The sequence below is a fragment of the Gryllotalpicola sp. genome, from assembly GCF_027352875.1.
Classification (GTDB): domain Bacteria; phylum Actinomycetota; class Actinomycetes; order Actinomycetales; family Microbacteriaceae; genus Gryllotalpicola.
The window spans coordinates 1-20908 of record NZ_DAIEII010000002.1 but is presented as its reverse complement, the minus strand read 5'-3'; the positions used below and the strand labels follow the sequence as shown (position 1 = coordinate 20908).

Here is a 20908-nt window from a genome sequence, read left to right as displayed (position 1 = left end):
TCTTGGCGTTCGGATCACGCCGCTCGACCCTCTATCCAGCAGCGGAATCCACCCATCAGACTTCCCGGCCCGGCGTGTACCCCCACCACCGAGCCGGTCACGTCGCAATCCACTGTGAGGACAAACAGGAGAACTGTGGCTGTCAAAATCCGCTTGAAGCGCCTGGGCAAGATCCGTGCCCCCTACTACCGCATCGTCGTCGCCGACTCGCGCACCAAGCGCGATGGCCGGGTCATCGAGGAGATCGGCAAGTACCACCCGACCGAGCACCCCTCGCTCATCGAGGTGAACTCCGACCGTGCCCAGTACTGGCTCGGCGTCGGCGCGCAGCCGACCGAGCAGGTCGCGGCGCTGCTCAAGCTCACGGGCGACTGGGCGAAGTTCAAGGGCGAGAAGGAGATCGAGAGCAGGGTCCTCCTCCCGGAGGCGAAGGCCGCGTTCGCCGTCGACGAGAAGAAGAAGCCGGTTCTCAGGCCCAAGGCCGAGGCGCCGGTGAAGGTTGCGCCCGCCGCGGCCGAGGCCGAGGCCGTTGCCGACTTCGAGGAAGAGGGCAACCCGGCCGTCGAGGCCGCTGCCGAGATCGAGGCCGTCGAGGCGCCGGCCGCTGCCGGGCCGGTCGCGGAGGCCGCCGCCGTTGCCGACTTCGAAGAAGAGGGCAACCCGCCCGTCGAGGCCGAGGCCGCGATCGAGGCGACTGAGACCGACGCTGAGGCTGTCGACGCAGCCGACGCCGAGTAGGCGATCCGTTCCATGCTCGACTCCGCGCTCGCGCACCTCGTCAAGGGGATCGTCGAGAACCCCGGTGATGTGACGGTCACGGCATCGAGTTCCGGGCGCGGCCAGGTCCTCGAGGTTCGGGTGAACCCCGAGGACCTCGGCCGCGTCATCGGCCGCAGCGGCCGCACTGCACGCAGCCTCCGGACCGTGATCGGCGCCCTCGCGGGCGACCGCACGGTGCGCGTCGACGTCGTCGACACCGACGAGTGATGGCGGGCAGCAGGCCCCGTCAGCAGGTCCGAGTCGGCCGCCTCACCAAGGCCCACGGGCTCAAGGGCGCCCTCAAGCTCGAGCTCTACACCGATGACCCGGAACGCCGCTTCGCCCCGGGAGCCGAGTTCTCGCTCCAGGTCCCGACCACATCGAAGTGGCACGGCAAGAGCCTCACGCTCACCGAGCTGCGCTGGTACAACGGTCACCCCGTCGGGTTCTTCGACGGCGTCGACGACCGCGACGAGGCGGAATCCCTCGTCAAGGCGATCCTCTGGGTCGATCAGGACGACAGCACCGAACCCGACGCCTGGTACGACCACCAGCTCGTCGGCCTCACCGTCGTCCGCGACGGGGTGGACGTGGGCACGGTCGCCCGTGTCGACCACCTTCCCGCCCAGGACCTGCTCGCCGTCGATGCGGGGGGCCGCGAAGTCCTCGTCCCCTTCGTGACGGCGATAGTGCCCAGTGTCGATGTCGAGAACGGCATCGTCACCATCACGCCGCCCTTCGGCCTTTTCGAGGACATCGAGGACGAGGAACTCTAGGCTCACGTCATGCGCATCGACGTCGTGACGATCTTTCCGTCGTACTTCGATGTGCTCGATCTCTCGCTGCTCGGCAAGGCCCGCGAGACGGGCGTGATCGACGTCGAGATCCACGACCTGAGGGATTTCACACACGACAGGCACCGCACGGTCGACGACACCCCGTACGGCGGCGGCGCGGGCATGGTGATGAAGCCGGAGCCGTGGGGCGAGGCGTTCGACGCCATCCTCGGCGGCGCCGACCCGCTCGTCATCTTCCCGTCGCCGGCAGGCGACGTCTTCACCCAGGCGATGGCTCGCGAGCTGGCCGGGGAGCACCACCTCGTCTTCGGGTGCGGGCGCTACGAGGGCATCGACCAGCGCGTGTTCGACGACACCGCGCGCCGCGCCCGGGTGCGCCTCGTCAGTCTCGGCGACTACGTGCTCAACGGCGGCGAGGTCGCCGCGATGGCGATGATCGAGGCGATCGGGCGACTCATCCCGGGCGTCGTCGGTAATCCCGAGAGCCTCGTCGAGGAATCCCATGAGGACGGCCTGCTCGAATACCCGAGTTACACCAAGCCGCAGGAATGGCGCGGCTTCGAGGTGCCGCCGGTGCTGCTCAGCGGCAATCACGGCGAGATCGCGAAGTGGCGGCGGGCGCAGCAGCTCGAGCGCACCCGGACGGTGCGGCCTGATTTGCTGGGCCGGCGTCCGGGATGGCAGAATTGACCCTTGTGCCGCGTGCGGCCCTGCCACAGGGGAGCCGTGTCAAGACGGCCGACCTTCCTCTTCTTCACTAAACCGCGTCCGACCTGTGGCTGGCGCAGAGAGCGCAGCGATCCATGAACATCCTCGACTCCGTGGATGCCGCATCCCTCAAGTCCGACATTCCCGCCTTCCGCCCCGGCGACACCGTCAAGGTGCACGTCAACATCGTCGAAGGCAACCGCGCTCGTGTTCAGATCTTCCAGGGCATCGTCATCGGCCGCTCGGGCGAGGGCGTGCGCGAGACCTTCACCGTCCGCAAGGTGAGCTTCCAGGTCGGCGTCGAGCGCACGTTCCCGGTGCACTCGCCGATCATCGACAAGATCGAGGTCGTCACCCGGGGCGACGTGCGCCGTGCGAAGCTCTACTACCTTCGCGAGCTGCGCGGCAAGAAGGCGAAGATCAAGGAGAAGCGCGAGGCGTAGGCCGTCCGCTGCTTCGTCTTCCTACGCTGAGTGCATGACCGACACCGGGTCCGTCCCGCTCCCTGAGAGCGAGGCGCCGAGCGTCTCGGCCCGCCGACGCAGCCGGAGCGTCGGGCGGTTCCTGCTCGACATCCTCGTCATCTTCGTCGTTGCGCTGCTGGTCTCGTTCCTCATCAAGACGTTCCTCATCCGGTCGTTCTACATCCCGTCCGGATCGATGGAGACGACGCTGCAGATCAACGACCGGATCATCGTCAACGAACTGGCGCCCACGGCGGTGCCGCTGCATCGCGGGGACGTCGTCGTGTTCACCGACCCGGGCGGCTGGCTGCACGGCGACCCGTCGCTGCAGAAGCGCACGTCGACTCCGTTGGACGACTTCCTCACCTTCATCGGGCTCTCGGCGGCCGACAGCGACAACCACCTCGTCAAGCGCGTCATCGGCCTGCCCGGCGACCATGTGGTGTGCTGCACCGCGCTCGGCCAGATTGCGGTCAACGGCGTGCCCATCAAGGAGCCGTACATCACGATCCCACCCGGCGAGGTCGACGCGGCGACCGTGCGCTTCAACGTCACGGTGCCGGCCGGCGAGCTCTGGGTGATGGGCGACAACCGCTACAACTCCCGCGACTCGAGTCTCAACCAGGACCTGCCGGGCAAGGGGTTCGTGCCGGAGTCCGCCGTCGTCGGACGCGCCGTCGTGATCTCGTGGCCGCTGGGCCGCTGGACGGTCCTCGGCGACTACCCCGAGGTTTTCGCCGACGTTCCCGACGCGAAGCAGAAGTGATCGTCCCCGATTTCGCGCTCGAGGCGGAGCTGCTGAGGCGGTTCCCGGTCGTCATCGGATGCGACGAGGTCGGTCGCGGCGCCATCGCGGGGCCTGTCGTCGTCGGCATGACCGTGGTGGATTCCGGGGTCGGGCCGTTCCCGGCGGGATTGCGCGACTCGAAGCTGCTCACCGCGAAGGCCCGCGAGCGGCTGGAGCCCGCCTGCCGCCGCTGGGCACGGCACAGTGCCGTCGGGGAGGCATCCGCCGCCGAGGTCGACGCGCTGGGGATCGTCGCGGCGCTGGGTCTTGCAGGCTCGCGAGCGCTCGGGACGCTGCACGCATCAGGCGCGGCGGTCGGGGCCGCGGTGGTGCTGCTCGACGGGGCGCACGACTGGCTGACGGCCGCCATCGCGGGTGCGGTGCCGGTGACTGCGCGCGTGAAGGCCGATCAGACCTGTGCGGCGGTGGCTGCGGCATCCGTCATCGCGAAGGTGCACCGGGATTCCCTCATGACAGCGCTGCACGACGCCGCGCCGCACTATGGTTGGGCCGGCAACAAGGGCTATGGTGCCGCGGCGCATTTCGAGGCGATCGCCGCGCACGGGCCGAGCGATCAGCACCGGCTGACGTGGCTGCACTCGGCATAGACTTCACGCGATGGACGAGGACGAATTCGACGACTACGACCGCGAGGTCGAACTGGCACTCTACCGCGAGTACCGCGATGTCGTCAGCCAGTTCAAGTACGTGGTCGAGACCGAGCGGCGCTTCTATCTCGCCAACGAGGTCGAGTTCGTGCGGCGCGACACCGAGCACGACTTCTACTTCGAGCTCACCCTCCACGATGTGTGGGTGTGGGACGTCTACCGCGCGGATCGCTTCGTGAAGTCGGTGCGCATCCTCACCTTCAAGGACGTCAACATCGAGGAGCTCTCCACCAAGGAGTTCGAGCTGCCCAAGGAACTCGCGCTCGACGAGTAGCGGCAGCCAGTCTTCCTCCACAGCGAGGGCGACCGAACTGCGGACGAGGCTGCCGGGCCGGTTCCGGCGGCCGTTGTCGGCGGCATCCCCGACTCTGCCCGCATGGCACGCAAAGACGATCTCGGAAAGGCCGGCGAGGACCTCGCCGTGCGCTATCTCGAACGCAACGGATTCCGCATCATCGCGCGCAACTGGCGCGGCACGCGCGGCGAGCTCGACATCATCGCCCTCGAGGGCGATGCCACCGTCTTCGTCGAGGTGAAAACCCGGTCCGGGCTGCGCTTCGGCGATCCGCTCGAGGCGGTGACGGCGGCGAAGCTGCGCCGTATCCGACGTCTCGCAGGGGAGTGGTGCGCGGGCAATCCGGGTGCGGTGCGCATCCGGCTCGACGTCGTCGGCATCGTCGGAGGGCTGCGCGCACCGGCGCGGATCACGCATGTCCGAGGGGTGAGCTGATGGCGGTCGGGCGCACGACCGCGATCGCGCTGCAGGGCCTCGTCGGCGCGCTCGTCGACGTCGAGGCTTCGAGCAGCGGCGGGTTGCCCGGGTTCAAGCTCGTGGGCCTGCCGGACGCCGCGCTCGCGCAGTCGGCGTCCCGGGTCCACGCCGCGGCGAAGAACTCGGGATGCTCGATCAGCCAGTACAACATCGTCGTCAATCTCTCACCCGCGGCGCTGCCCAAGCAGGGTGCCGGCTTCGACCTCGCCATCGCGCTGGCGTGCTTCGCGGCGTCGGGGCAGGTGTCGCAGCGGTCCGTTGCCCAGATCGCGCACCTCGGCGAGGTCGGTCTCGACGGCCGGGTCCGGCCGGTGCTCGGGGTGCTGCCCGCCGTGCATGCGGCGGCCGCAGCCGGCGTGCCGCGCATCATGGTTCCCGTCGGCAATGCCGCCGAAGCCGGGCTCGTGCCCGGCATCGAGGTCATCCCCGTCGCGTCCCTGCGCGAGGCGGCGATCAGGCACGGCGCCGACCTCGAGCCGATCGAGGTCGAGCCGGTGCTGCCGCCGGCGCCCGCAGCGGCGCCGGGCGACGACCTCGAGCTCGCTGACGTCATCGGCCACGCCGAGGCGGTGCGCGCGCTCATCGCTGCGGCGGCCGGCGGCCATCACCTGCTCTTCGTGGGTCCGCCCGGCTCTGGCAAGACGATGCTGGCCGAGCGGTTGCCCGCCATCCTGCCCGATCTCGGCGAGGCCGAATCGCTTCTCGCGACCTCGATCCGCTCCCTGCACGACCTGTCGGGCGTCCGGGCGCTGGTGACGCGGCCGCCCTTCGAGGCGCCGCACCACACCGCGAGCGCGGCCGCTCTCGTCGGCGGCGGTTCGCGGATCCGACCCGGCGCCGCGGTGCGGGCATCCCACGGAGTGCTCTTCCTCGACGAAGCGCCCGAGTTCGCCGGCAGCGCGCTCGACGCCCTGCGGCAGCCGCTCGAGTCGGGGGTGGTGAGCATCGCCCGGGCATCGGGCACCGCCGACTACCCGGCGCGATTCCAGCTCGTGCTGGCGGCGAACCCCTGCCCGTGCGGCAACTTCGGAGTGCGCGGCGCCGAGTGCACCTGCCGGCCGGATTCCCGGCGGCGCTATCTGGCCCGCCTGTCCGGGCCGCTCCTGGACCGGGTCGACATCCGGCTCGATGTGCCGCGGCTCAGCTCGGTCCAGCTCGCGCTCGGCGCGGCTGGTCCGACGACGACGACTGCCGCGGCACGAGCGCAGGTCGACGGGGCGCGGGCTGCCGCGGCCGCCCGCCTGGCGGGCACGCCGTGGCGGACGAATGCCGCGGTGCCCGGCACCTGGCTCGAGGAGCACCGTCCGTCGGCGTCGGCGATCGCGCCGCTGGAGCGGGCGATGGATCGGGGTGTGCTCACGATGCGCGGGTTCCACCGCACGCTCCGCGTCGCCTGGACGATCGCCGACATCGCCGGGCGCACGTCGCCGGGCGTCGACGAAATCGGTGTCGCCCACGCGCTGCGCGAATGGTCGGCGGCATGAGCGCCGCGATCGCCGGCCTTGCTCTCGACGGGGGCGGTGCGGCGAAGCTTCTCGACCGCATCTCCCCGCCCGGGGCGGCGCGCTCCGCCGATCACGACAGCGAACGTGTCGCCCGGCTCGTCTGGGGCGTGCTCGGCGAGCCGGGCGACGGCGTCGCGGGCCTGCTGGTCGACACGCTCGGCGCCGCGCGCTCGCTCGACCTGGTCTGGCGGCCGGGCACGGCCGACGAGGCGCGGGCAGGGGCACCGGCGGTGCTCCGGCGCGTCGCCGAGGAATGGCCGGATCGGGACGTTCCCGCGGGGGTGCTCGCCGGGTTCCTCCGTTGGGCGCCGCGCATGAGCGAAACCCGCATCACACCGATCTGGCGGATGGCGCAGGCGTCGGACGCGCACTTCGTCATGCCCGGCGATCCGCAGTGGCCGGCGCTGCTCGACGATCTCGGCCCGCATCGCCCCTTCGGGCTCTGGGTGCGCGGCGACCCCGGTCTGCTCGCGCGCCTCGATCCCGCGATCGGCATGGTCGGCTCCCGGACGCCCACCGGCTACGGCAACCATGTCGCCAGCGAGCTCGCGGCCGAGCTCGCCGGGCGTGGCTTCGCCATCGTCTCCGGTGCTGCCTATGGCATCGACGGCGCAGCGCATCGTGCGGCGCTCGCGTCGGGTGCACTCACCGGCGCCGTGCTCGCCGGCGGCATCGACCGGTTCTACCCGGCCGGGCACGACGACCTGCTGACCCGGATCGTCCACGACGGCGTCGTCGTGTCCGAGGCGCCGTTCGGGGTGGCTCCGACGGCCTGGCGCTTCCTGCAGCGCAACCGCCTCATCGCCGCGTTGTCACGGGCGGTCGTCGTCGTCGAGGCGGCGACGCGCTCCGGCGCGCTCAACACCGCCTCCCATGCGCTCGCCCTCGGGCGCCCGCTCGGGGCGGTGCCGGGGCCGATCACCGCTCCACTGTCGGCCGGGTGCCACCTGCTCATCCGCGATCAGGGCGCTGCGCTCGTCGCCTCGGCTGACGACGTGGTCGAACTCGCGGGGTTCGACGCGCGCGAGGCGTTGCCGCGTGAGGCCGATGACCCGCGACGGGGTCGCGCGCAGAGCGCGCTGAGCACGAGGACTCCCCGCACGGTCGACGAGATCGCCGCCCGTTCGGGTCTGTCGGCGGACGACGCCGGCGCCGTCCTCGGGCTGCTCGCGCTCGAGGGCCTCGCCCGCCGATCCGAGAGCGGCTGGGTGTCGGTACCGCAGAAGCGGTGACGGGGCGCGACGCTTGAGGAATGGAGCTCGTCGAAGCGATCGCGCGGTTCGGGGCGCACCTGCGCGTCGAGCGCGGGCTGTCGCCGGCGACAGCCCGCGGCTACGCCTCCGATCTCGCCGAGCTCGCGGCGTTCGCCCGGCGCCGCGGCGTGACTGAGACGGGTGGCGTCGACCTCGAGCTGCTGCGGGAGTGGCAGTGGGCGGGCGCGCAGCGCGAACTCGCCGCTTCCACCCTCGCCCGCCGCACCGCCGCGGCGCGGGGCTTCACCGCCTGGCTGCAGCGCACCGGCGAGCGCGACGACGACCCCGGTATCCGCATGGTCGCGCCCCGGCGCGGAAAGCACCTGCCGCGAGTGCTCAGCCGCCCTCAGGCTCACGACCTCCTCCAGGCTGCAGCCGAACGCGCGGCAGAGGGAGACCCGGTGGCGCTCCGCGACCTCGCCGTCCTCGAACTGCTCTACGCCTCGGGACTGCGCGTCGGCGAGCTCTGCGGCCTCGACATCGACGATGTCGACCTCGACCGCCTCGCCGTCAGCGTCATAGGCAAGGGCGACAAGCAGCGGGTCGTCCCCTTCGGCGTCCCCGCGCACACCGCGATCATCGACTACCTGCAGCGCGGCCGCCCCGTGCTGTTCTCCGGGCAGGAGAGCAGGGCGCTGTTCCTGGGAGCGCGCGGCAGGCGGCTCGGCGTCCGCACCGTCTACGAGCTCGTCGCCCGGTACCTCGTCGACTTTCCGGGCGCAGGCCCGGCGGGTCCGCACACGCTGCGCCACACCGCGGCGACGCACCTGCTCGACGGCGGTGCCGACCTGCGCGCCGTGCAGGAGCTGCTCGGGCACTCCAGCCTCGGCACGACGCAGCTCTACACCCACGTCTCCATCGAACGCCTGAAGGAGAGCTACCAGCAGGCCTTTCCGCGGAGCTAGCCCGACGCGCGCGTCGCGCTCGGGCGATTGATCCAGTGGATCAATCGCGCGCGTCGGCGAAAGGCGGCAGCCCCAGTGCCGCGGAAGACCCGAAGAGCCTCAGCCCAACGGAAGGAGCACCGCCGCCGGCACGCCTCCGAAGAATGCGAGCGGCGAAACGTACCCGCCGTCGATGCGAACTCCGACGTGGAGGCAGCGGCCGTCGCAGTGCCCGCCGGCCGCGAGCCTGCCGAGGTTCGCACCGCGCGAGACTGCGGCGCCGAGCGGCACCGATGCTGTGACGGGCTCGAACTCGACGAGCTCGCCGGTCGTGACCAGCAGGGTGACGACCGGGCGGTCGACGACGACACCCGCGAAGACGATCCGGCCGTCGGCCGGAGCCGAGATCTGGTCGCCGTCGGCGGCGACCAGATCGATCCCGCGATGCCCCGCCGCGTAGGGCGACTCGGGTGCGAGGAACGGCGCGATGACCGCCGACGGCGCGAGGGGCCAGTTCCACACCGCTCCGGCGGCGGCCGCCGCGAGCGGGCCCGCGCCACAGGCAGCCCCGAGCACACCGAGTGCGAGCGCCGCACAGAAGACCAGTCCCCGAAGCATCCGCCGATGATGCCGGTGCGGTCCGCCCGCGCAGCCGACTACGCCGTGAAACTGCGCACAACTGCGGTGGCATCCCGATCAGTGGTGGGAGAGCACGGCTTGATGCTCGAGACGAAGGGCGCCGCACGGAGACGGAGATGCTGTTCACCGTTCGTCCACCCGAGTCGTTGGTAGACTGATCGGCGCACCGCATTTCGCGGTGACTACGCGTGCCCTTCACCCGCAGTGAACCATCACAGCAGTGAACCATCACTGCAGTGAACGATCACAGCGCCGGGTGGCGACGCGGTCCCAGGTCCCCGATCCGTCGGGGCGGCCGCGCGTCAGGGCACCAGGCAATCAACCCAATCAGGAAAGAGACCGTCATGGCCGTCGTCACCATGCGCCAGCTGCTCGACAGCGGCGTCCACTTCGGGCACCAGACCCGCCGCTGGAACCCCAAGATGAAGCGCTTCATCCTCACCGAGCGCTCGGGTTCCTACATCATCGACCTGCAGCAGTCGCTCACCTACATCGACCAGGCGTACGACTTCGTCAAGGAGACCGTCGCCCACGGCGGCACCGTCCTCTTCGTCGGCACCAAGAAGCAGGCCCAGCAGGCCATCTCCGAGCAGGCGACCCGCGTCGGCCAGCCCTACGTCAGCCAGCGCTGGCTCGGCGGCCTCCTCACCAACTTCTCGACCGTCTCGAAGCGCCTCGCCCGCATGAAGGAACTCGAGGAGCTCGACTTCGAGGGCACTACGAGCGGCTTCACGAAGAAGGAGCTTCTGCTCAAGAAGCGCGAGCTCGACAAGCTGCACAAGTCGCTCGGCGGCATCCGCAACCTCACGAGGACCCCGAGCGCGCTCTGGGTCGTCGACACCAAGAAGGAGCACCTCGCCATCGACGAGGCGCGCAAGCTCGGCATCCCGGTGATCGGCATCCTCGACACCAACTGCGACCCTGACGAGGTCAACTACCCCATCCCGGGCAACGACGACGCGATTCGCTCGGTCGCGCTCCTCACCCGCATCATCGCGGATGCTGCAGCCGAGGGCCTCGTCTCGCGCCACCAGGGGTCCGACGAGTCCGCGCCCGAGCCGCTCGCCGAGTGGGAGCGCGAGCTTCTCACCTCCGAGGCGCCCGCGGCGCCGGCCGCCGAGTCCGTCGATGCGGCGCCCGCTGCCCCGCTCGAGCCCTCGGTGGACGAGCTGGCGGCCGAGCCGGTCGAGCCCGAGACCGCCGAGGTCGTCGCGGCTGTGGCCGAGTCCGCGCCGGCTGTCGAGTCCGGCGAAGCAGTCGCCGAGTAATCCCACCTATCTACTAGGAGTTCACGCCACATGGCCAACTTCAGCGTCGCCGACGTCCAGCTGCTCCGCGAGCAGCTCGGCACCGGCATGCTCGACACCAAGAACGCGCTCGTGGAAGCGGGCGGCGACCTCGAGAAGGCGACCGAGATCCTCCGCCTCAAGGGCGCCAAGGGCAACGCCAAGCGCGCCGATCGATCCACCAGCGAGGGGCTCGTGGCCGCCCGCGAGAAGGGCGGCACCGCCTGGCTCATCGAACTCGCCTGCGAAACGGACTTCGTCGCCAAGAACGACAAGTTCATCGCCCTCGCCGACGGCGTCCTCGAGGCTATCGTGCTCGCCGGCGCCACCGACCTCGAGTCGGCCCTGGCCGCGCCCGCGGCGACCAAGACGGTCGCCGACGTGATCGACGACCAGGCCGCGGTCATCGGCGAGAAGATCGTGCTCCGGCGCGTGAGCGTTCTCAACGGCGACAAGTTCGAGGTCTACCTCCACAAGACGTCGAAGGACCTGCCGCCGCAGGTCGGTGTCGTCCTCGCCTACACGGGCGACGACGCGGAGACCGCGCGCGCGATCGCCCAGCACATCTCGTTCGCGAACCCCGAGTACCTCACCCGCGACGAGGTGCCGGTCGAGCGGATCGACAACGAGCGCCGCATCGTCGAGGAGATCACCCGCGCCGAGGGCAAGCCCGAGGCCGCCCTGCCGAAGATCGTCGAGGGCCGCCTCGGCGCCTACTTCAAGCAGGTCGCCCTGCTCGAGCAGGACTACGCCCGCGACAACAAGCTCACGGTCGGCAGGGTCGCGCAGGCCGCGGGCCTCACGATCACGGGATTCGCGCGGTTCAAAGTCGGCGCGTAACCGACCGCTGCGCTCCCAGGTCGGTTCCCCGACCGAGCCGGTTCCGGAGGCCCGAGCGTGTGCTCGGGCCTCCGTGCTTTCACCGCCTTCGGCGGCGACCCGGCGGTGCGACGGGCCCTTGGAGCGTCGCACCCCGCCGCCAGTGGCTTTCGGTACGCTGGCCATCATGACCGACACGCGCCGCCGAGTCCTGCTCAAGCTCTCCGGCGAGGCGTTCGGGGGCGGCTCTCTCGGCGTCAACCCCGACGTCGTGGCGTCCCTCGCCCGCGAGATCGCGCAGGCCGCCCAGGATGTCGAAGTTGCCATCGTCGTCGGCGGCGGCAACTTCTTCCGCGGCGCCGAGCTCAGTCAGCGCGGCATGGACCGCGGGCGCGCCGACTACATGGGCATGCTCGGAACGGTCATGAACGCGCTCGCCCTCCAGGACTTCCTCGAGAAGGCGGGCGCCGAGACGCGCGTGCAGTCCGCGATCGCGATGGCGCAGGTCGCCGAGCCCTACATCCCGCGCCGCGCCGAGCGGCACCTCGAAAAGGGTCGCATCGTCATCTTCGGCGCCGGAGCGGGCCTTCCGTACTTCTCGACCGATACCGTCGCCGCGCAGCGGGCGCTCGAGATCGGGGCGGATGCCGTCCTCGTGGCCAAGAACGGCGTCGACGGCGTCTACACCGACGACCCCCGTCGCAACCCCGAGGCGACCAAGATCGACCGCATCACCTACCTCGAGGCGTTGCGGCGCGGACTCAAGGTCGTCGACTCGACGGCGTTCAGCCTCTGCATGGACAACCGGATGCCGATGCAGGTGTTCGGCATGAAGCCCGAGGGCAACGTCACGGCGGCCCTTCTCGGCAAGGAGATCGGCACGATTGTCACGGCCTAGGCTGGACGCGACCTACGAAGGAGTGACCGTGATCGCAGACGTGCTCGCTGACGCCGCTGAGCGCATGGACAAGTCGGTGGACGCCGCCAAGGAGGATTTCTCGGAGGTCCGCACCGGGCGTGCGAATCCGCAGATCTTCCAGCGCATCCTCGTCGACTACTACGGCAGTCCGACGCCGCTGCAGCAGCTCGCCTCGCTGCAGGTGCCCGAGGCGCGGGTCATCCTCATCACGCCGTTCGACAGGAGCGCCCTCAAGGAGATCGAGAAGGCGATCGTCGCGAGGCAGGATCTCGGCGTCACGCCCAACAACGACGGCCAGATCATCCGCATCACGATGCCGGAGCTCACCGAGGACCGCCGCAAGGACTATGTCAAGCTCGTCCGTGCGAAGGCCGAGGACCACCGCGTAGCGATCCGCAACATCCGCCGCAAGTCGAAGGACGACCTCGATGCCCTCAAGGACGACGTCGGCGAGGACGACATCGCCCGCGCTGAGAAGGAGCTCGACGCGCTGACCAAGAAGCACGTCGACCTCATCGATGAGTCGCTTTCCCGCAAAGAAGCAGAGCTCCTCGAGGTCTAGTGGGCGACAGCGACCGGCCACGCGACCTCAAGTCCCAGCTCGAGCACGCTGGGCACGACGTCGAGCGCCAGATCCAGAAGGCACAGGCGCAATTCGATGGGCTGAGCGAGGAGATCACCCGGCGCACCGGGCGCAACCTCATCTTCGCGGTTGGCATCGGGCTCGCCCTCGGCCTCGGAGTCCTCTTCAGCCTCATCTTCGTCACCGACATCTTCATGGGGTTCGCCGCGCTGATCTTCGCCGCGGCGACACTGGAGCTCGCCCTGGCGCTTCGGACGGCCGACCGCCATGTTCCGCGCATCCCGACGGTGGTCGTGGCCCTCGGCATCCCGCCGGCCGCCTATTACGGCGGCGTGACGTGGCTGTGGCTCTCGCTCGTCGCAGGGCTCGCCTTCATCGTGCTCTGGCGACTCGCAGAGCAGGCCCTGCCGCGGTTCCGCACATCGGGCGCCGCTCTCGTGCCGGATCTCACCGCTGCGGTGCTCACCCAGGTGTACGTCTCGGGGCTCGCGTCGTTCGCCGTGCTGCTGTGCTCGCCGTCGAACCCGAACGGCAAGTGGTGGACGCTGGCGTTCGTCATCATCGTCGTCGCAACCGACACCGGCGCGTATGCGGGCGGGATGCTGTTCGGAAAGCACCCGATGGCGCCGACGATCAGCCCCAAGAAGACCTGGGAGGGCTTCGCCTGCGCCGCGTTCGTCGCGCTGCTGGCCGGCGTGCTGCTGACGATCTTCATGCTGCGGCTGCCATGGTGGCTGGGCCTCGTCGTCGGAGCAGTGGTGCTCGTCGCCGCAACGATCGGCGATCTCGCGGAATCCCTCATCAAACGCGATATCGGCGTCAAGGACATGAGCGACTGGCTGCCGGGGCACGGCGGCTTCCTCGACCGTCTCGACTCGATGCTGCCTTCGGCGGTGGCGACCTACGCGCTCTACCTCGTCTTTCAGCCGCTGCTGGGCTGAGGCTCTGGAAGAATGAGCGCGATGAGCACCACGACGCCCGCCTTCCCGGTCGCGAAGCGACGCGGCTACAGCCACGATCAGGTCGACTCGTTCCTCGCCCGCGCCCGGGCCGCCTTCGACGGCGCCGACGTCGGCTTCGGAGCGGCGGAGGTGCGCCGTGCCGCGTTCGATCTCGTCCAAGGCGGTTATGAGATCGCGGTCGTCGACGAGGCGCTCGAGAGGCTCGAGAACGTCTTCGCCGAGCGCGAGCGCCGGGAAGCTCGGAGCAAATTCGGAGACTCCGAGTATCTCGGCCGGATGAAGGCCTTCGCGCAGGAAATCATCGACCGGCTGGGTCGCGGCGACGGCGAGCGCTTCACGCGGGTCTCGCCGCTGACGTTCGGTTACTCCCGGCGCGAAGTCGATCGGTTTTCTCGCCGCCTGATCAGGTATTTCGAGGACGGTGCTCCGGTCGCGGTCGAGGAGGTGCGGCGCGTCACCTTCCGTCCGCAGCGTGGCGGGTACGCCGAGGGCCAGGTCGACGCGGTGCTCGACGCGGTCGTCGAGGTCATGCTCGCGGTGCGATAACGGATCCGTGCGAATCGGGCGGTTCGCGTTTGGGTTCCCGTTACCCGTCCGTTAGGTTCTTGTGATCGTGGGCAGACGGGTCGCAATCCTCGAGAAGCGTCCGGTCCTCCCGCTGGCCAGATTGCGCGTCAGCGCACTGCGAGCGGGACGACCGGTGGTGGCGAAACCCGGCGGTGCCAAGCGCAGGGCACGGCCGGTGCTCGCCGCCCTCGTGGTCATCGTGGTGGCGGGCTCGGTGCTCGTCAACCTCGCCAACCCCGAGGTGGGTGCCGCGGGCGCCGCGAGCCGCTTCGCCGGCGTGACCGACCGCTTCGCGGGCCTGGAGGCGCAGTCGATCGACACCGCGGGCTACGCGTCGGTCAAGCTCGTCACCGATGACTTCTCGTCCGGCTGGGCGCCGGTCGCGCGCTCCGCGACCGGCGGCTCCAGCACGACGACGGGCTCCGCGGCGGCTCCGATCGTCAGCAGCGCACCGGCGCAACCCGCTCCGTCGCCCGGCAGCGCCCAGGCATACGCGAAGACGCAGCTGACAGCCCGGGGCGATGGCATCGAACAGTACAACTGCCTCGTCGCGCTGTGGAACCGCGAATCGCACTGGAACGTCTACGCGGCGAATCCGAGCGGCGCCTACGGCATCCCCCAGGCGCTGCCCGGCTCGAAAATGGCCTCGGCCGGCGGCGACTGGCGAAGCAGCTACGTCACCCAGGTCGGCTGGGGCCTCGGCTACGTCTACGGCCGCTACGGCAGTCCGTGCGGCGCGTGGGCGCACTCGCAGTCGACCGGCTGGTACTGATCCGCTGAGCGGCTCCGGAGCGCCGGCCGAGCCGCGTGACAGGCCGGCAGCATGGAGTTCGCGCGCCGCGAGCTCGGCGCCGCGGCAGACCAGGCTTCCTCGCGTGGCGGCGAGTCCCTGAGCCCGTCGGACTCGGCGGTCACCGGGGAGGAGGCCACCGCCTGGTACGCCCGATTTACACTGGATCCATGCCGCGCAGCAACAGACCCCGGGGGCGCAAGGGGCCGGGTGCAGACGAGGAAGAGTTCGACGCCGCGCGCCTGCTCGGCGGCTGGCGCCGTACCGAGGTGCGTCGCGGTGTGACGTGGAATGTGCAGCCCATCAGCGTCCTACAGGCGCAGAAGGCCTACACCTGCCCGGCCTGCTCGCTCGAGATCGCACCGGGCACGGAGCACCTCGTCGCCTGGCGCACCGACGGCATTCTGGGCGACGAGGCCGATCTCGCCGCGCGCCGGCACTGGCACGTGCGCTGCTGGCGGATCGCATGATCGAGATCCGCAACGACGTGGTGCTGCCGGCCCGGCGCGAGGAGATCGAACTGCACACCGCCGACGGACTGGCCCTGGTCGGGGAGCTGGCCCTGCCCGAGACGGCCGCGCCCGTCGCGACGCTCGTCACGCTGCATCCGCTGCCGACGGGGGGCGGATTCATGGACTCGCATGTCCTCCGCAAGGCCGCAGCCCGTCTGCCGGCGCTGGCCGATCTCGCCGTGCTGCGCTTCAACACCCGCGGCACTTCGTCGCCGCGGGGCACGAGCGAGGGCGCCTTCGGCGCGGGCGAATCCGAGCGCTTCGATCTCGCTGCAGCGCTCGAGTTCGCGGCATCCCGCGGCCTGCCGAGGCTGTGGCTGCTGGGCTGGTCGTTCGGCACCGAGGTCGCGCTCAAGTGGGGGCCCGATCACCCCGAGATCGAGGGCGCCATCCTGCTCTCGCCGCCGCTGAAGCGGGCGCAGGATTCCGACCTCGTGCGCTGGGCCGCCACCGGCAAGCCGCTGGTCGCGGTTATTCCCGAGTTCGACGACTACCTGCGACCGGCCGAGGCGGCTCAGAGGTTCGCGCTCGTGCCCGGCTGCACCGTGATCCCTGTTGCGCGCGGCAGGCACCTCTGGGTCGGCGAGACCCAGGTCTACCGCGTGCTGACCGAGGTCGTGCGCGCGGTCAACCCTGCCGCGCTGCCCCTCCCCACGGAGTACTGAGCCGTCGAGTCGCCAGAAGCGCCTGGATGGATGGCCCGCATTCCGGCGATTCGCGGTCAGAGCTCGTTCTGCCTCGGTACGACCACCTGCCGGATGATGAGGAGGATCGCCGCCGCGACGGGGATGGCGATGAGCGCGCCGAGCACGCCGAGCAGTGAGCCGCCCGCGAGCGCCGCGACGACGACGACCGCGCCGGGGATGGACACGGCACGGTTCATGATGCGCGGGCTGAAGAGGTACGCCTCGACCTGCATGTAGACGAGGTAGTAGATCGCGGCGACGACTGCGGTGAACGGCGAGCCGAGCAGCAGTGAGAACACCACGATGATGACCGACCCCGACAGCGTTCCGACGAGCGGGATGAGCGAGCCGATGAAGGCGATGACGGCGAGCAGGATCGGGAACGGTGCGTGGATGATGCTGAGGAAGATGATGCTGAGGATGCCGTTGATGAGCGCGAGCGAAACCTGGCCGATGACGTAGCGGCCGACGGACTCCGTGATCTGCTCGGTGATGTCGATGAACCGCGGCCGGCGCGAGGCGGGCACGAGCTGGTAGAGGCCGCGTTTGATGGAGCGCATCGAGGCGGTGAAGTAGATCACCAGGATGATGACGATGACCGTCCCGAAGAATCCGCCGATGACCTGCACCCCGATCTGGAACACGCCGTTGGTGATGCCGCCGACATTGTTCTGGATGAAGTGGATCAGCTGCTGAACCGCGTTGTCGACCGTGCCGGCCGGGAACTGGTTCGACAGCCAGACGTACCAGTCGAGCTTCGAGGTGCCGTTCTGCAGGAACGAGGTGACCGCAGTGGTGAGCGCGGTGATCTGCGCGATGAGAACCGGCACGAGCGCGGAGATCACGCCGCCGAAGATGCCGACGACGACGACGAACACGATGACGAGCGAGGCCCAGCGCGGCACTTTGCGCCGCTCGAGCAGCGCGACGAGCGGCTCGAGGCCGAGGGACAGGAACAGTGCGACGCCGATGTAGGTGAGCACCGTCGTGAGATGCAGGATCGAGGTGATAATGAGAATGCCCAGGCCGACGCCGAGCGTGCCGACGAGCCCGAGCCGGAAGGCGTTCTGGATCTTCACGTGTGGTCTCCGTCGTCGGCCTTGCCATCGCCCCGGTCGGGCCGGTGGTCGTGCTGCGCCTGGTCGAGCACGTGGCGCAGGCCCTGGAGGTAGGAGGCGACCGCGTCGCGTTCGACCCTGATCGCGGCGAGCCGCTCCTCGGCGGTCTGGACGAGTTCGCGCGCCCGCTGCTCGGCGGCGGCCACGACGCCTGCAGAGCGTTCCGAAGCCTCGGCGAGCAGGGCCGCCACGGCCTGCTCGGCGTCGTGCCGCGTGGCCTTGACCTCGTTGCGCACGGCGGCCTCGATCGCCTTCGCCTCGTCGCGGGCCGCGGCGGCGCGCTTCGCGGCGTCGGCGAGCTGCCGGTTGGCGTCGTCCAGATAGCCCTGCGTTTCGGCGACGGCCGTCTCGTGGCGCACGCGGTGCTCCTCCTCCGCCTCGGCGCGGCGGGCGGCGAGCTCGACCTCGAGATCGAGGCGCTGCCGCTCGCGCTCGCGCTCGAGGGCAGCGCCGGCGTCGTCCGCGGCCGTGCGCTTCGCCTCGATCTCGGCGAGGAGGTCGAGGCGGGCCTGCTCGGCCTCCTGGGCGTGATCGGCCTCGGCGCGCAGGATCCGCGCGGTCAGAGCGGTGCGGCGCTCGTCGAACTCGCGCTCGATCCGGGCGCGGCCCTGCTCGAGCTCGTTCTGCAGGTCGGCGCGCAGCTGTCGCACCTGCGCCTCGGCGGCGGCTCGAGCGCGCTCCACGTCGGTCTGGTGGGCGGCGCGGGCTGCAGCGAGCTCGGCGGTCGCTGCGGCCCGGGCCTCGTCGAGCTCGCGCGCAACCGCCGAGCGCGCCGAGGCGAGCTCCTGCTCGAGGCCGGCGACCTGCTCGCGAGTGGTCTGCGCAGCCTTCTCGGCAGCGGCTTTGATCGCGGTGCCGGTGTGGGATGCCGCGGCCGCCGCCGCGAGCGCTTCGCGCTTGCCGGTCGCGCGCAGCCCGGCCACCTCGGTCGTCACCGCGGTCCGCAGCGCTGCGACGTCGCGCCGGGCGTCGGCGAGAAGCCGGTCGTGCTCCTTCTGGGCGGCGGCGAGCGCCTCGGCGGCCTCGACGCGGGCATCCTCGAGCAGCGTCGCGGCGTGCGCTCTGGCGTCTGCGAGGGCCGCATCCGTGGCGGTCTGCGCGGCAGCCTTGAGCCGGTCGACCTCGGCGCCGGCCGCGGCGCGCAGTTGCGCGGCATCGTGCTCGGCCTGGCTCACGAGACGGGTGGACTGCTCCGCGGCGGTGCGCAGCGTGCTCTCGAGGCGGCTGCCGAGGCCGGAGAAAGTGGGGCTGCCGATCTCGGCGAGCTCCGCCTTGAGCTCGTCGACCTGCTGTGCGAGCAGGGCCGCCTCGCGTGCCGCGTCGCCGGCCTGCTCGAGCGCCCTGGCAAGCTGCACCCGCAGATCCTCGATGGCGGCGTCGACCTCGGCCCTGTCGTACCCGCGGAAGACCTGGGTGAAGTCGGAGGAGTCGGATGCCACACGACCAGAGTAGGGCCGCCGGGTCGCCATCCTCAGGCGCCGCTCTGCGGGGGCCCAGGCGCCTCGACTATCGTGGAGTGTTCTTGCCGTGAAGGGATGCGTGTGCGTTTCGTTATCGCCATCGTGGCGTTCGTCGCAGCAGCGGTCATGGTCGTCGCCGGCATCGGCCAGCGGACGATCTGGGCGCCGCCGACGACCGCAACGGCGCGCGCGACCCTGGACGGCTCGGCGACGAGCGGCGTGGGCACGCAGTTCCTCGTCATCGGCGGCCACTCGCTCAACGCGCTCGGCGACCAGCAGACCCTGCAGATCTCCGGCGCGAAGAGCCCGTTCGTCGCCTACGGCACGACGACCGACGTGCTGTCCTGGATCGGCCGCCAACAGTTCACCCGCCTTGCCTTCGACAACGGCGCGCTGACGCAGACGGTGCAGACCGTCGACACCATGCAGTTCCCCGGCGCGCTGACCGTGCCCGCCGCCGCCGCGGCGAGTCCGGTGGGCTCGGATCTGTGGCTGTCGAGCTATTCGGGCGCCGACGCCGCGTACATCCCGCTCAATGTGCCCGACGACGTCAGCGTCCTCATCGAGACCGGAAACCCGGTGGGCGGCACGCCCGCGACCGTGACCGTGCGCTGGCGTCTCATCGCCACGACACCGTGGGCCGGCCCTCTCATCGTCGGCGGCATCGTGATGCTCGTCGTCGGACTCGTGCTCTACTTCTACGCGCTGCGCCACCTGCGCCGCTCGCGCGGGCCGCGTCGCGGAGGCAGGCCGCCGCGTCTGCCTCGTCCGCCGCGCGTCAGGCGCGTCTCCGGCGCGGTGCCGGCGGCCGTCGAATCGCGGCATGGGCGGCGCAGCTCCGGCCGCGCCACGCTCATCGGCGCTGTGCTGACGGCAGGCGCCCTCGCGCTCGGCGGGTGCAGCGCCGACTACTGGCCGTCGATGGGTGGTGCCAGTCAGCCCGCCGCGGCCGAGACCACGCTTCCAGCCGGCCAGGGCACCGTCCCCACCCCGACGGTGACCGAACACCAGGTCGAGACGATCGTCGACGCGATCGCGGCGGCGGCGAAGCAGGCGGATGCGGCGCTCGAGGCGAGCAAACTCGCCGACCGCTTCACCGGCGCCGCCCTGCGCCAGCGCAAGATCACCTACGTCATCCGCAAGAAGGTGCGTAGCTACCCGGCCGCCGCCGCGATCCCGTCGGCATCGCTCGCCCTGGTCGTGCCTGAGGCGACCGACTCGTGGCCGCGCACCGTCAGCGTCGTGGTCAAGGGCACCGACCCCAGGACCGCGCCGATCGACCTGCTGCTCACGCAGGAGAACCCGCGCGCCAACTACCAGGTCGCGTACGCCATCTCGCTCGAGGCGGGGGCACAGGTTCCGCAGGTGGCCGCAGCGGGCGTCGGCTCCGCACTCGTGCCGCCGGACTCGAAGCTGCTCAAGATCGCACCGAACCAGTTGGCCGCGGCCTACGGCTCGGTGCTCGCCAAGGGTGCGAAGAGCCCCTTCTACAAGTTGTTCGACATGAAGGCCGACAAGCTCGCGCCCCAGATCGGCTCCGCATACAAGGCGAAGCAGATCGCCGGGGCGGCCGCGGCCAAGACGAGCTCGCTGACGTTCATCGACGCGGCGGCCCCGGATGCGCCGCTCGCGCTCGCCACCGTCGATGCGGGCGCTCTCGTCGCCGTCGCGGTCGACGAGACGAAGCAGCAGAAGGCGACCCAGTCCGGGGCGACGGTCGCCCTCGACAACCCGAACGGCCCGACCGCGGCGCTCACCGGGCTCACGAAGTCGAGCACGGGCTTCCAGGTGACTTTCGAGTACCAGCTGTTGTTCTCTGTGCCGCCCGCCGAGTCGACGGACGCCGTCCGCCTCATCGGCTACTCCGAGGCGGCCGTCTCTGCGAAGGAGCTGAAGTGAGCGATTCCACCGGCGCGCTGCATGGCGCCATTGACCTGTCCGGCCTGGTGAACCAGCCGGCCGCGGCTGCC

General features: G+C 70.5%; 25 protein-coding genes. 22 read left to right on the top strand and 3 right to left on the bottom strand.

Translation table 11 applies throughout. From position 1 onward, the window contains the following. Window positions 1-135 precede the first annotated feature (135 nt). The 12 genes from rpsP (at window position 136) to M7D61_RS00145 (ending at window position 8618) form a co-directional block, all read left to right on the top strand. Entirely contained in the window at window positions 136-738 is a 603-nt protein-coding gene (gene rpsP / locus M7D61_RS00200; protein ID WP_298226375.1) for a 30S ribosomal protein S16, read from the top strand. A 12-nt stretch (window positions 739-750) separates the two neighbouring features. Then, entirely contained in the window at window positions 751-987 is a 237-nt protein-coding gene (locus M7D61_RS00195) for an RNA-binding protein (RefSeq protein ID WP_298226372.1), read from the top strand. After that, window positions 987-1535 (top strand): ribosome maturation factor RimM, encoded by a 549-nt coding sequence (gene rimM, locus M7D61_RS00190; RefSeq protein WP_298226370.1) that lies wholly within the window; start codon window positions 987-989, stop codon window positions 1533-1535. The genes M7D61_RS00195 and rimM overlap by 1 nt, the downstream gene beginning before the upstream one ends. Window positions 1536-1544: 9 nt before the next feature. Further along, window positions 1545-2246, top strand: a complete 702-nt coding sequence (gene trmD / locus M7D61_RS00185) for a tRNA (guanosine(37)-N1)-methyltransferase TrmD (RefSeq protein ID WP_298226368.1) — start codon at window positions 1545-1547, stop codon at window positions 2244-2246. Between the two features lie 113 nt (window positions 2247-2359). After that, on the top strand, window positions 2360-2707 hold the full coding sequence (gene rplS / locus M7D61_RS00180; protein WP_298226366.1) for a 50S ribosomal protein L19: 348 nt from the start codon (window positions 2360-2362) through the stop codon (window positions 2705-2707). 34 nt (window positions 2708-2741) lie between these two features. Further along, a complete protein-coding gene (gene lepB / locus M7D61_RS00175; RefSeq protein ID WP_298226364.1) occupies window positions 2742-3494 on the top strand; it encodes a signal peptidase I in 753 nt (250 codons plus the stop codon). Beyond that, window positions 3491-4123 (top strand): ribonuclease HII, encoded by a 633-nt coding sequence (locus M7D61_RS00170; RefSeq protein WP_298226361.1) that lies wholly within the window; start codon window positions 3491-3493, stop codon window positions 4121-4123. The genes lepB and M7D61_RS00170 overlap by 4 nt, the downstream gene beginning before the upstream one ends. A 10-nt stretch (window positions 4124-4133) precedes the next feature. Continuing rightward, on the top strand, window positions 4134-4457 hold the full coding sequence (locus M7D61_RS00165; protein ID WP_298226359.1) for a DUF2469 family protein: 324 nt from the start codon (window positions 4134-4136) through the stop codon (window positions 4455-4457). Window positions 4458-4559: 102 nt separating this feature from the next. After that, complete coding sequence (locus M7D61_RS00160) at window positions 4560-4913, top strand: YraN family protein (RefSeq protein WP_298226357.1); 354 nt, start codon at window positions 4560-4562, stop codon at window positions 4911-4913. Further along, window positions 4913-6439, top strand: coding sequence for a YifB family Mg chelatase-like AAA ATPase (locus tag M7D61_RS00155; RefSeq protein ID WP_298226355.1), 1527 nt, complete (start codon window positions 4913-4915; stop codon window positions 6437-6439). The genes M7D61_RS00160 and M7D61_RS00155 overlap by 1 nt, the downstream gene beginning before the upstream one ends. Then, window positions 6436-7692 carry a DNA-processing protein DprA gene (gene dprA / locus M7D61_RS00150; protein ID WP_298226352.1) on the top strand — a complete coding sequence of 419 codons (1257 nt, stop codon included), beginning with the start codon at window positions 6436-6438 and terminating at the stop codon, window positions 7690-7692. Before M7D61_RS00155 ends, dprA begins: the two co-directional genes overlap by 4 nt. Before the next feature lie 20 nt (window positions 7693-7712). Beyond that, window positions 7713-8618, top strand: a complete 906-nt coding sequence (locus tag M7D61_RS00145) for a tyrosine recombinase XerC (RefSeq protein WP_298226349.1) — start codon at window positions 7713-7715, stop codon at window positions 8616-8618. Between the two features lie 99 nt (window positions 8619-8717). On the opposite strand, the gene M7D61_RS00140 is transcribed toward M7D61_RS00145, so the two are convergent. Next, window positions 8718-9215 (bottom strand): peptidoglycan DD-metalloendopeptidase family protein, encoded by a 498-nt coding sequence (locus M7D61_RS00140; protein WP_298226347.1) that lies wholly within the window; start codon window positions 9213-9215, stop codon window positions 8718-8720. Between the two features lie 365 nt (window positions 9216-9580). Here M7D61_RS00140 and rpsB point away from each other — a divergent pair, with 365 nt between their 5' ends. The 9 genes from rpsB to M7D61_RS00095 all read left to right on the top strand — a co-directional run bounded on the left by rpsB (window position 9581) and on the right by M7D61_RS00095 (window position 16339). Further along, on the top strand, window positions 9581-10504 hold the full coding sequence (gene rpsB, locus M7D61_RS00135) for a 30S ribosomal protein S2 (protein WP_298226345.1): 924 nt from the start codon (window positions 9581-9583) through the stop codon (window positions 10502-10504). Between the two features lie 30 nt (window positions 10505-10534). Continuing rightward, entirely contained in the window at window positions 10535-11362 is an 828-nt protein-coding gene (gene tsf, locus M7D61_RS00130; RefSeq protein ID WP_298226343.1) for a translation elongation factor Ts, read from the top strand. A gap of 166 nt (window positions 11363-11528) precedes the next feature. Continuing rightward, complete coding sequence (pyrH, locus tag M7D61_RS00125; protein WP_298226341.1) at window positions 11529-12239, top strand: UMP kinase; 711 nt, start codon at window positions 11529-11531, stop codon at window positions 12237-12239. A gap of 28 nt (window positions 12240-12267) precedes the next feature. After that, on the top strand, window positions 12268-12822 hold the full coding sequence (gene frr / locus M7D61_RS00120) for a ribosome recycling factor (protein ID WP_298226339.1): 555 nt from the start codon (window positions 12268-12270) through the stop codon (window positions 12820-12822). Continuing rightward, on the top strand, window positions 12822-13784 hold the full coding sequence (locus M7D61_RS00115; protein WP_298226336.1) for a phosphatidate cytidylyltransferase: 963 nt from the start codon (window positions 12822-12824) through the stop codon (window positions 13782-13784). Before frr ends, M7D61_RS00115 begins: the two co-directional genes overlap by 1 nt. A gap of 21 nt (window positions 13785-13805) precedes the next feature. Further along, on the top strand, window positions 13806-14351 hold the full coding sequence (locus tag M7D61_RS00110) for a DivIVA domain-containing protein (protein ID WP_298226334.1): 546 nt from the start codon (window positions 13806-13808) through the stop codon (window positions 14349-14351). A gap of 157 nt (window positions 14352-14508) precedes the next feature. Further along, complete coding sequence (locus tag M7D61_RS00105; RefSeq protein ID WP_298226332.1) at window positions 14509-15144, top strand: lytic transglycosylase domain-containing protein; 636 nt, start codon at window positions 14509-14511, stop codon at window positions 15142-15144. A gap of 188 nt (window positions 15145-15332) precedes the next feature. Further along, window positions 15333-15632 (top strand): hypothetical protein, encoded by a 300-nt coding sequence (locus tag M7D61_RS00100; RefSeq protein ID WP_298226330.1) that lies wholly within the window; start codon window positions 15333-15335, stop codon window positions 15630-15632. Continuing rightward, window positions 15629-16339 (top strand): alpha/beta hydrolase, encoded by a 711-nt coding sequence (locus M7D61_RS00095; RefSeq protein WP_298226329.1) that lies wholly within the window; start codon window positions 15629-15631, stop codon window positions 16337-16339. The genes M7D61_RS00100 and M7D61_RS00095 overlap by 4 nt, the downstream gene beginning before the upstream one ends. Window positions 16340-16395: 56 nt before the next feature. Here M7D61_RS00095 and M7D61_RS00090 read toward each other — a convergent pair whose 3' ends face one another. Then, window positions 16396-17439, bottom strand: coding sequence for an AI-2E family transporter (locus M7D61_RS00090; protein WP_298226328.1), 1044 nt, complete (start codon window positions 17437-17439; stop codon window positions 16396-16398). Beyond that, on the bottom strand, window positions 17436-18917 hold the full coding sequence (locus tag M7D61_RS00085; RefSeq protein WP_298226327.1) for a DivIVA domain-containing protein: 1482 nt from the start codon (window positions 18915-18917) through the stop codon (window positions 17436-17438). Before M7D61_RS00085 ends, M7D61_RS00090 begins: the two co-directional genes overlap by 4 nt. A 102-nt stretch (window positions 18918-19019) precedes the next feature. On the opposite strand from M7D61_RS00085, the gene M7D61_RS00080 reads away from it, so the two are divergent. Beyond that, a complete protein-coding gene (locus tag M7D61_RS00080) occupies window positions 19020-20837 on the top strand; it encodes a hypothetical protein (protein ID WP_298226325.1) in 1818 nt (605 codons plus the stop codon). Window positions 20838-20908: the final 71 nt, after the last annotated feature.

Bases quoted from the DNA above. Each gene is read 5' to 3' on its own strand.
- rimM (WP_298226370.1), top strand. From the start codon at position 987: ATGGCGGGCAGCAGGCCCCGTCAGCAGGTCCGAGTCGGCCGCCTCACC.
- dprA (WP_298226352.1), top strand. From the start codon at position 6,436: ATGAGCGCCGCGATCGCCGGCCTTGCTCTCGACGGGGGCGGTGCGGCG.
- M7D61_RS00145 (WP_298226349.1), top strand. From the start codon at position 7,713: ATGGAGCTCGTCGAAGCGATCGCGCGGTTCGGGGCGCACCTGCGCGTC.
- M7D61_RS00110 (WP_298226334.1), top strand. From the start codon at position 13,806: ATGAGCACCACGACGCCCGCCTTCCCGGTCGCGAAGCGACGCGGCTAC.
- M7D61_RS00195 (WP_298226372.1), top strand. From the start codon at position 751: ATGCTCGACTCCGCGCTCGCGCACCTCGTCAAGGGGATCGTCGAGAAC.
- M7D61_RS00160 (WP_298226357.1), top strand. From the start codon at position 4,560: ATGGCACGCAAAGACGATCTCGGAAAGGCCGGCGAGGACCTCGCCGTG.
- M7D61_RS00155 (WP_298226355.1), top strand. From the start codon at position 4,913: ATGGCGGTCGGGCGCACGACCGCGATCGCGCTGCAGGGCCTCGTCGGC.
- M7D61_RS00140 (WP_298226347.1), bottom strand. From the start codon at position 9,215: ATGCTTCGGGGACTGGTCTTCTGTGCGGCGCTCGCACTCGGTGTGCTC.
- pyrH (WP_298226341.1), top strand. From the start codon at position 11,529: ATGACCGACACGCGCCGCCGAGTCCTGCTCAAGCTCTCCGGCGAGGCG.
- M7D61_RS00095 (WP_298226329.1), top strand. From the start codon at position 15,629: ATGATCGAGATCCGCAACGACGTGGTGCTGCCGGCCCGGCGCGAGGAG.
- M7D61_RS00165 (WP_298226359.1), top strand. From the start codon at position 4,134: ATGGACGAGGACGAATTCGACGACTACGACCGCGAGGTCGAACTGGCA.
- rplS (WP_298226366.1), top strand. From the start codon at position 2,360: ATGAACATCCTCGACTCCGTGGATGCCGCATCCCTCAAGTCCGACATT.
- trmD (WP_298226368.1), top strand. From the start codon at position 1,545: ATGCGCATCGACGTCGTGACGATCTTTCCGTCGTACTTCGATGTGCTC.
- lepB (WP_298226364.1), top strand. From the start codon at position 2,742: ATGACCGACACCGGGTCCGTCCCGCTCCCTGAGAGCGAGGCGCCGAGC.
- tsf (WP_298226343.1), top strand. From the start codon at position 10,535: ATGGCCAACTTCAGCGTCGCCGACGTCCAGCTGCTCCGCGAGCAGCTC.
- rpsB (WP_298226345.1), top strand. From the start codon at position 9,581: ATGGCCGTCGTCACCATGCGCCAGCTGCTCGACAGCGGCGTCCACTTC.
- M7D61_RS00100 (WP_298226330.1), top strand. From the start codon at position 15,333: ATGCCGCGCAGCAACAGACCCCGGGGGCGCAAGGGGCCGGGTGCAGAC.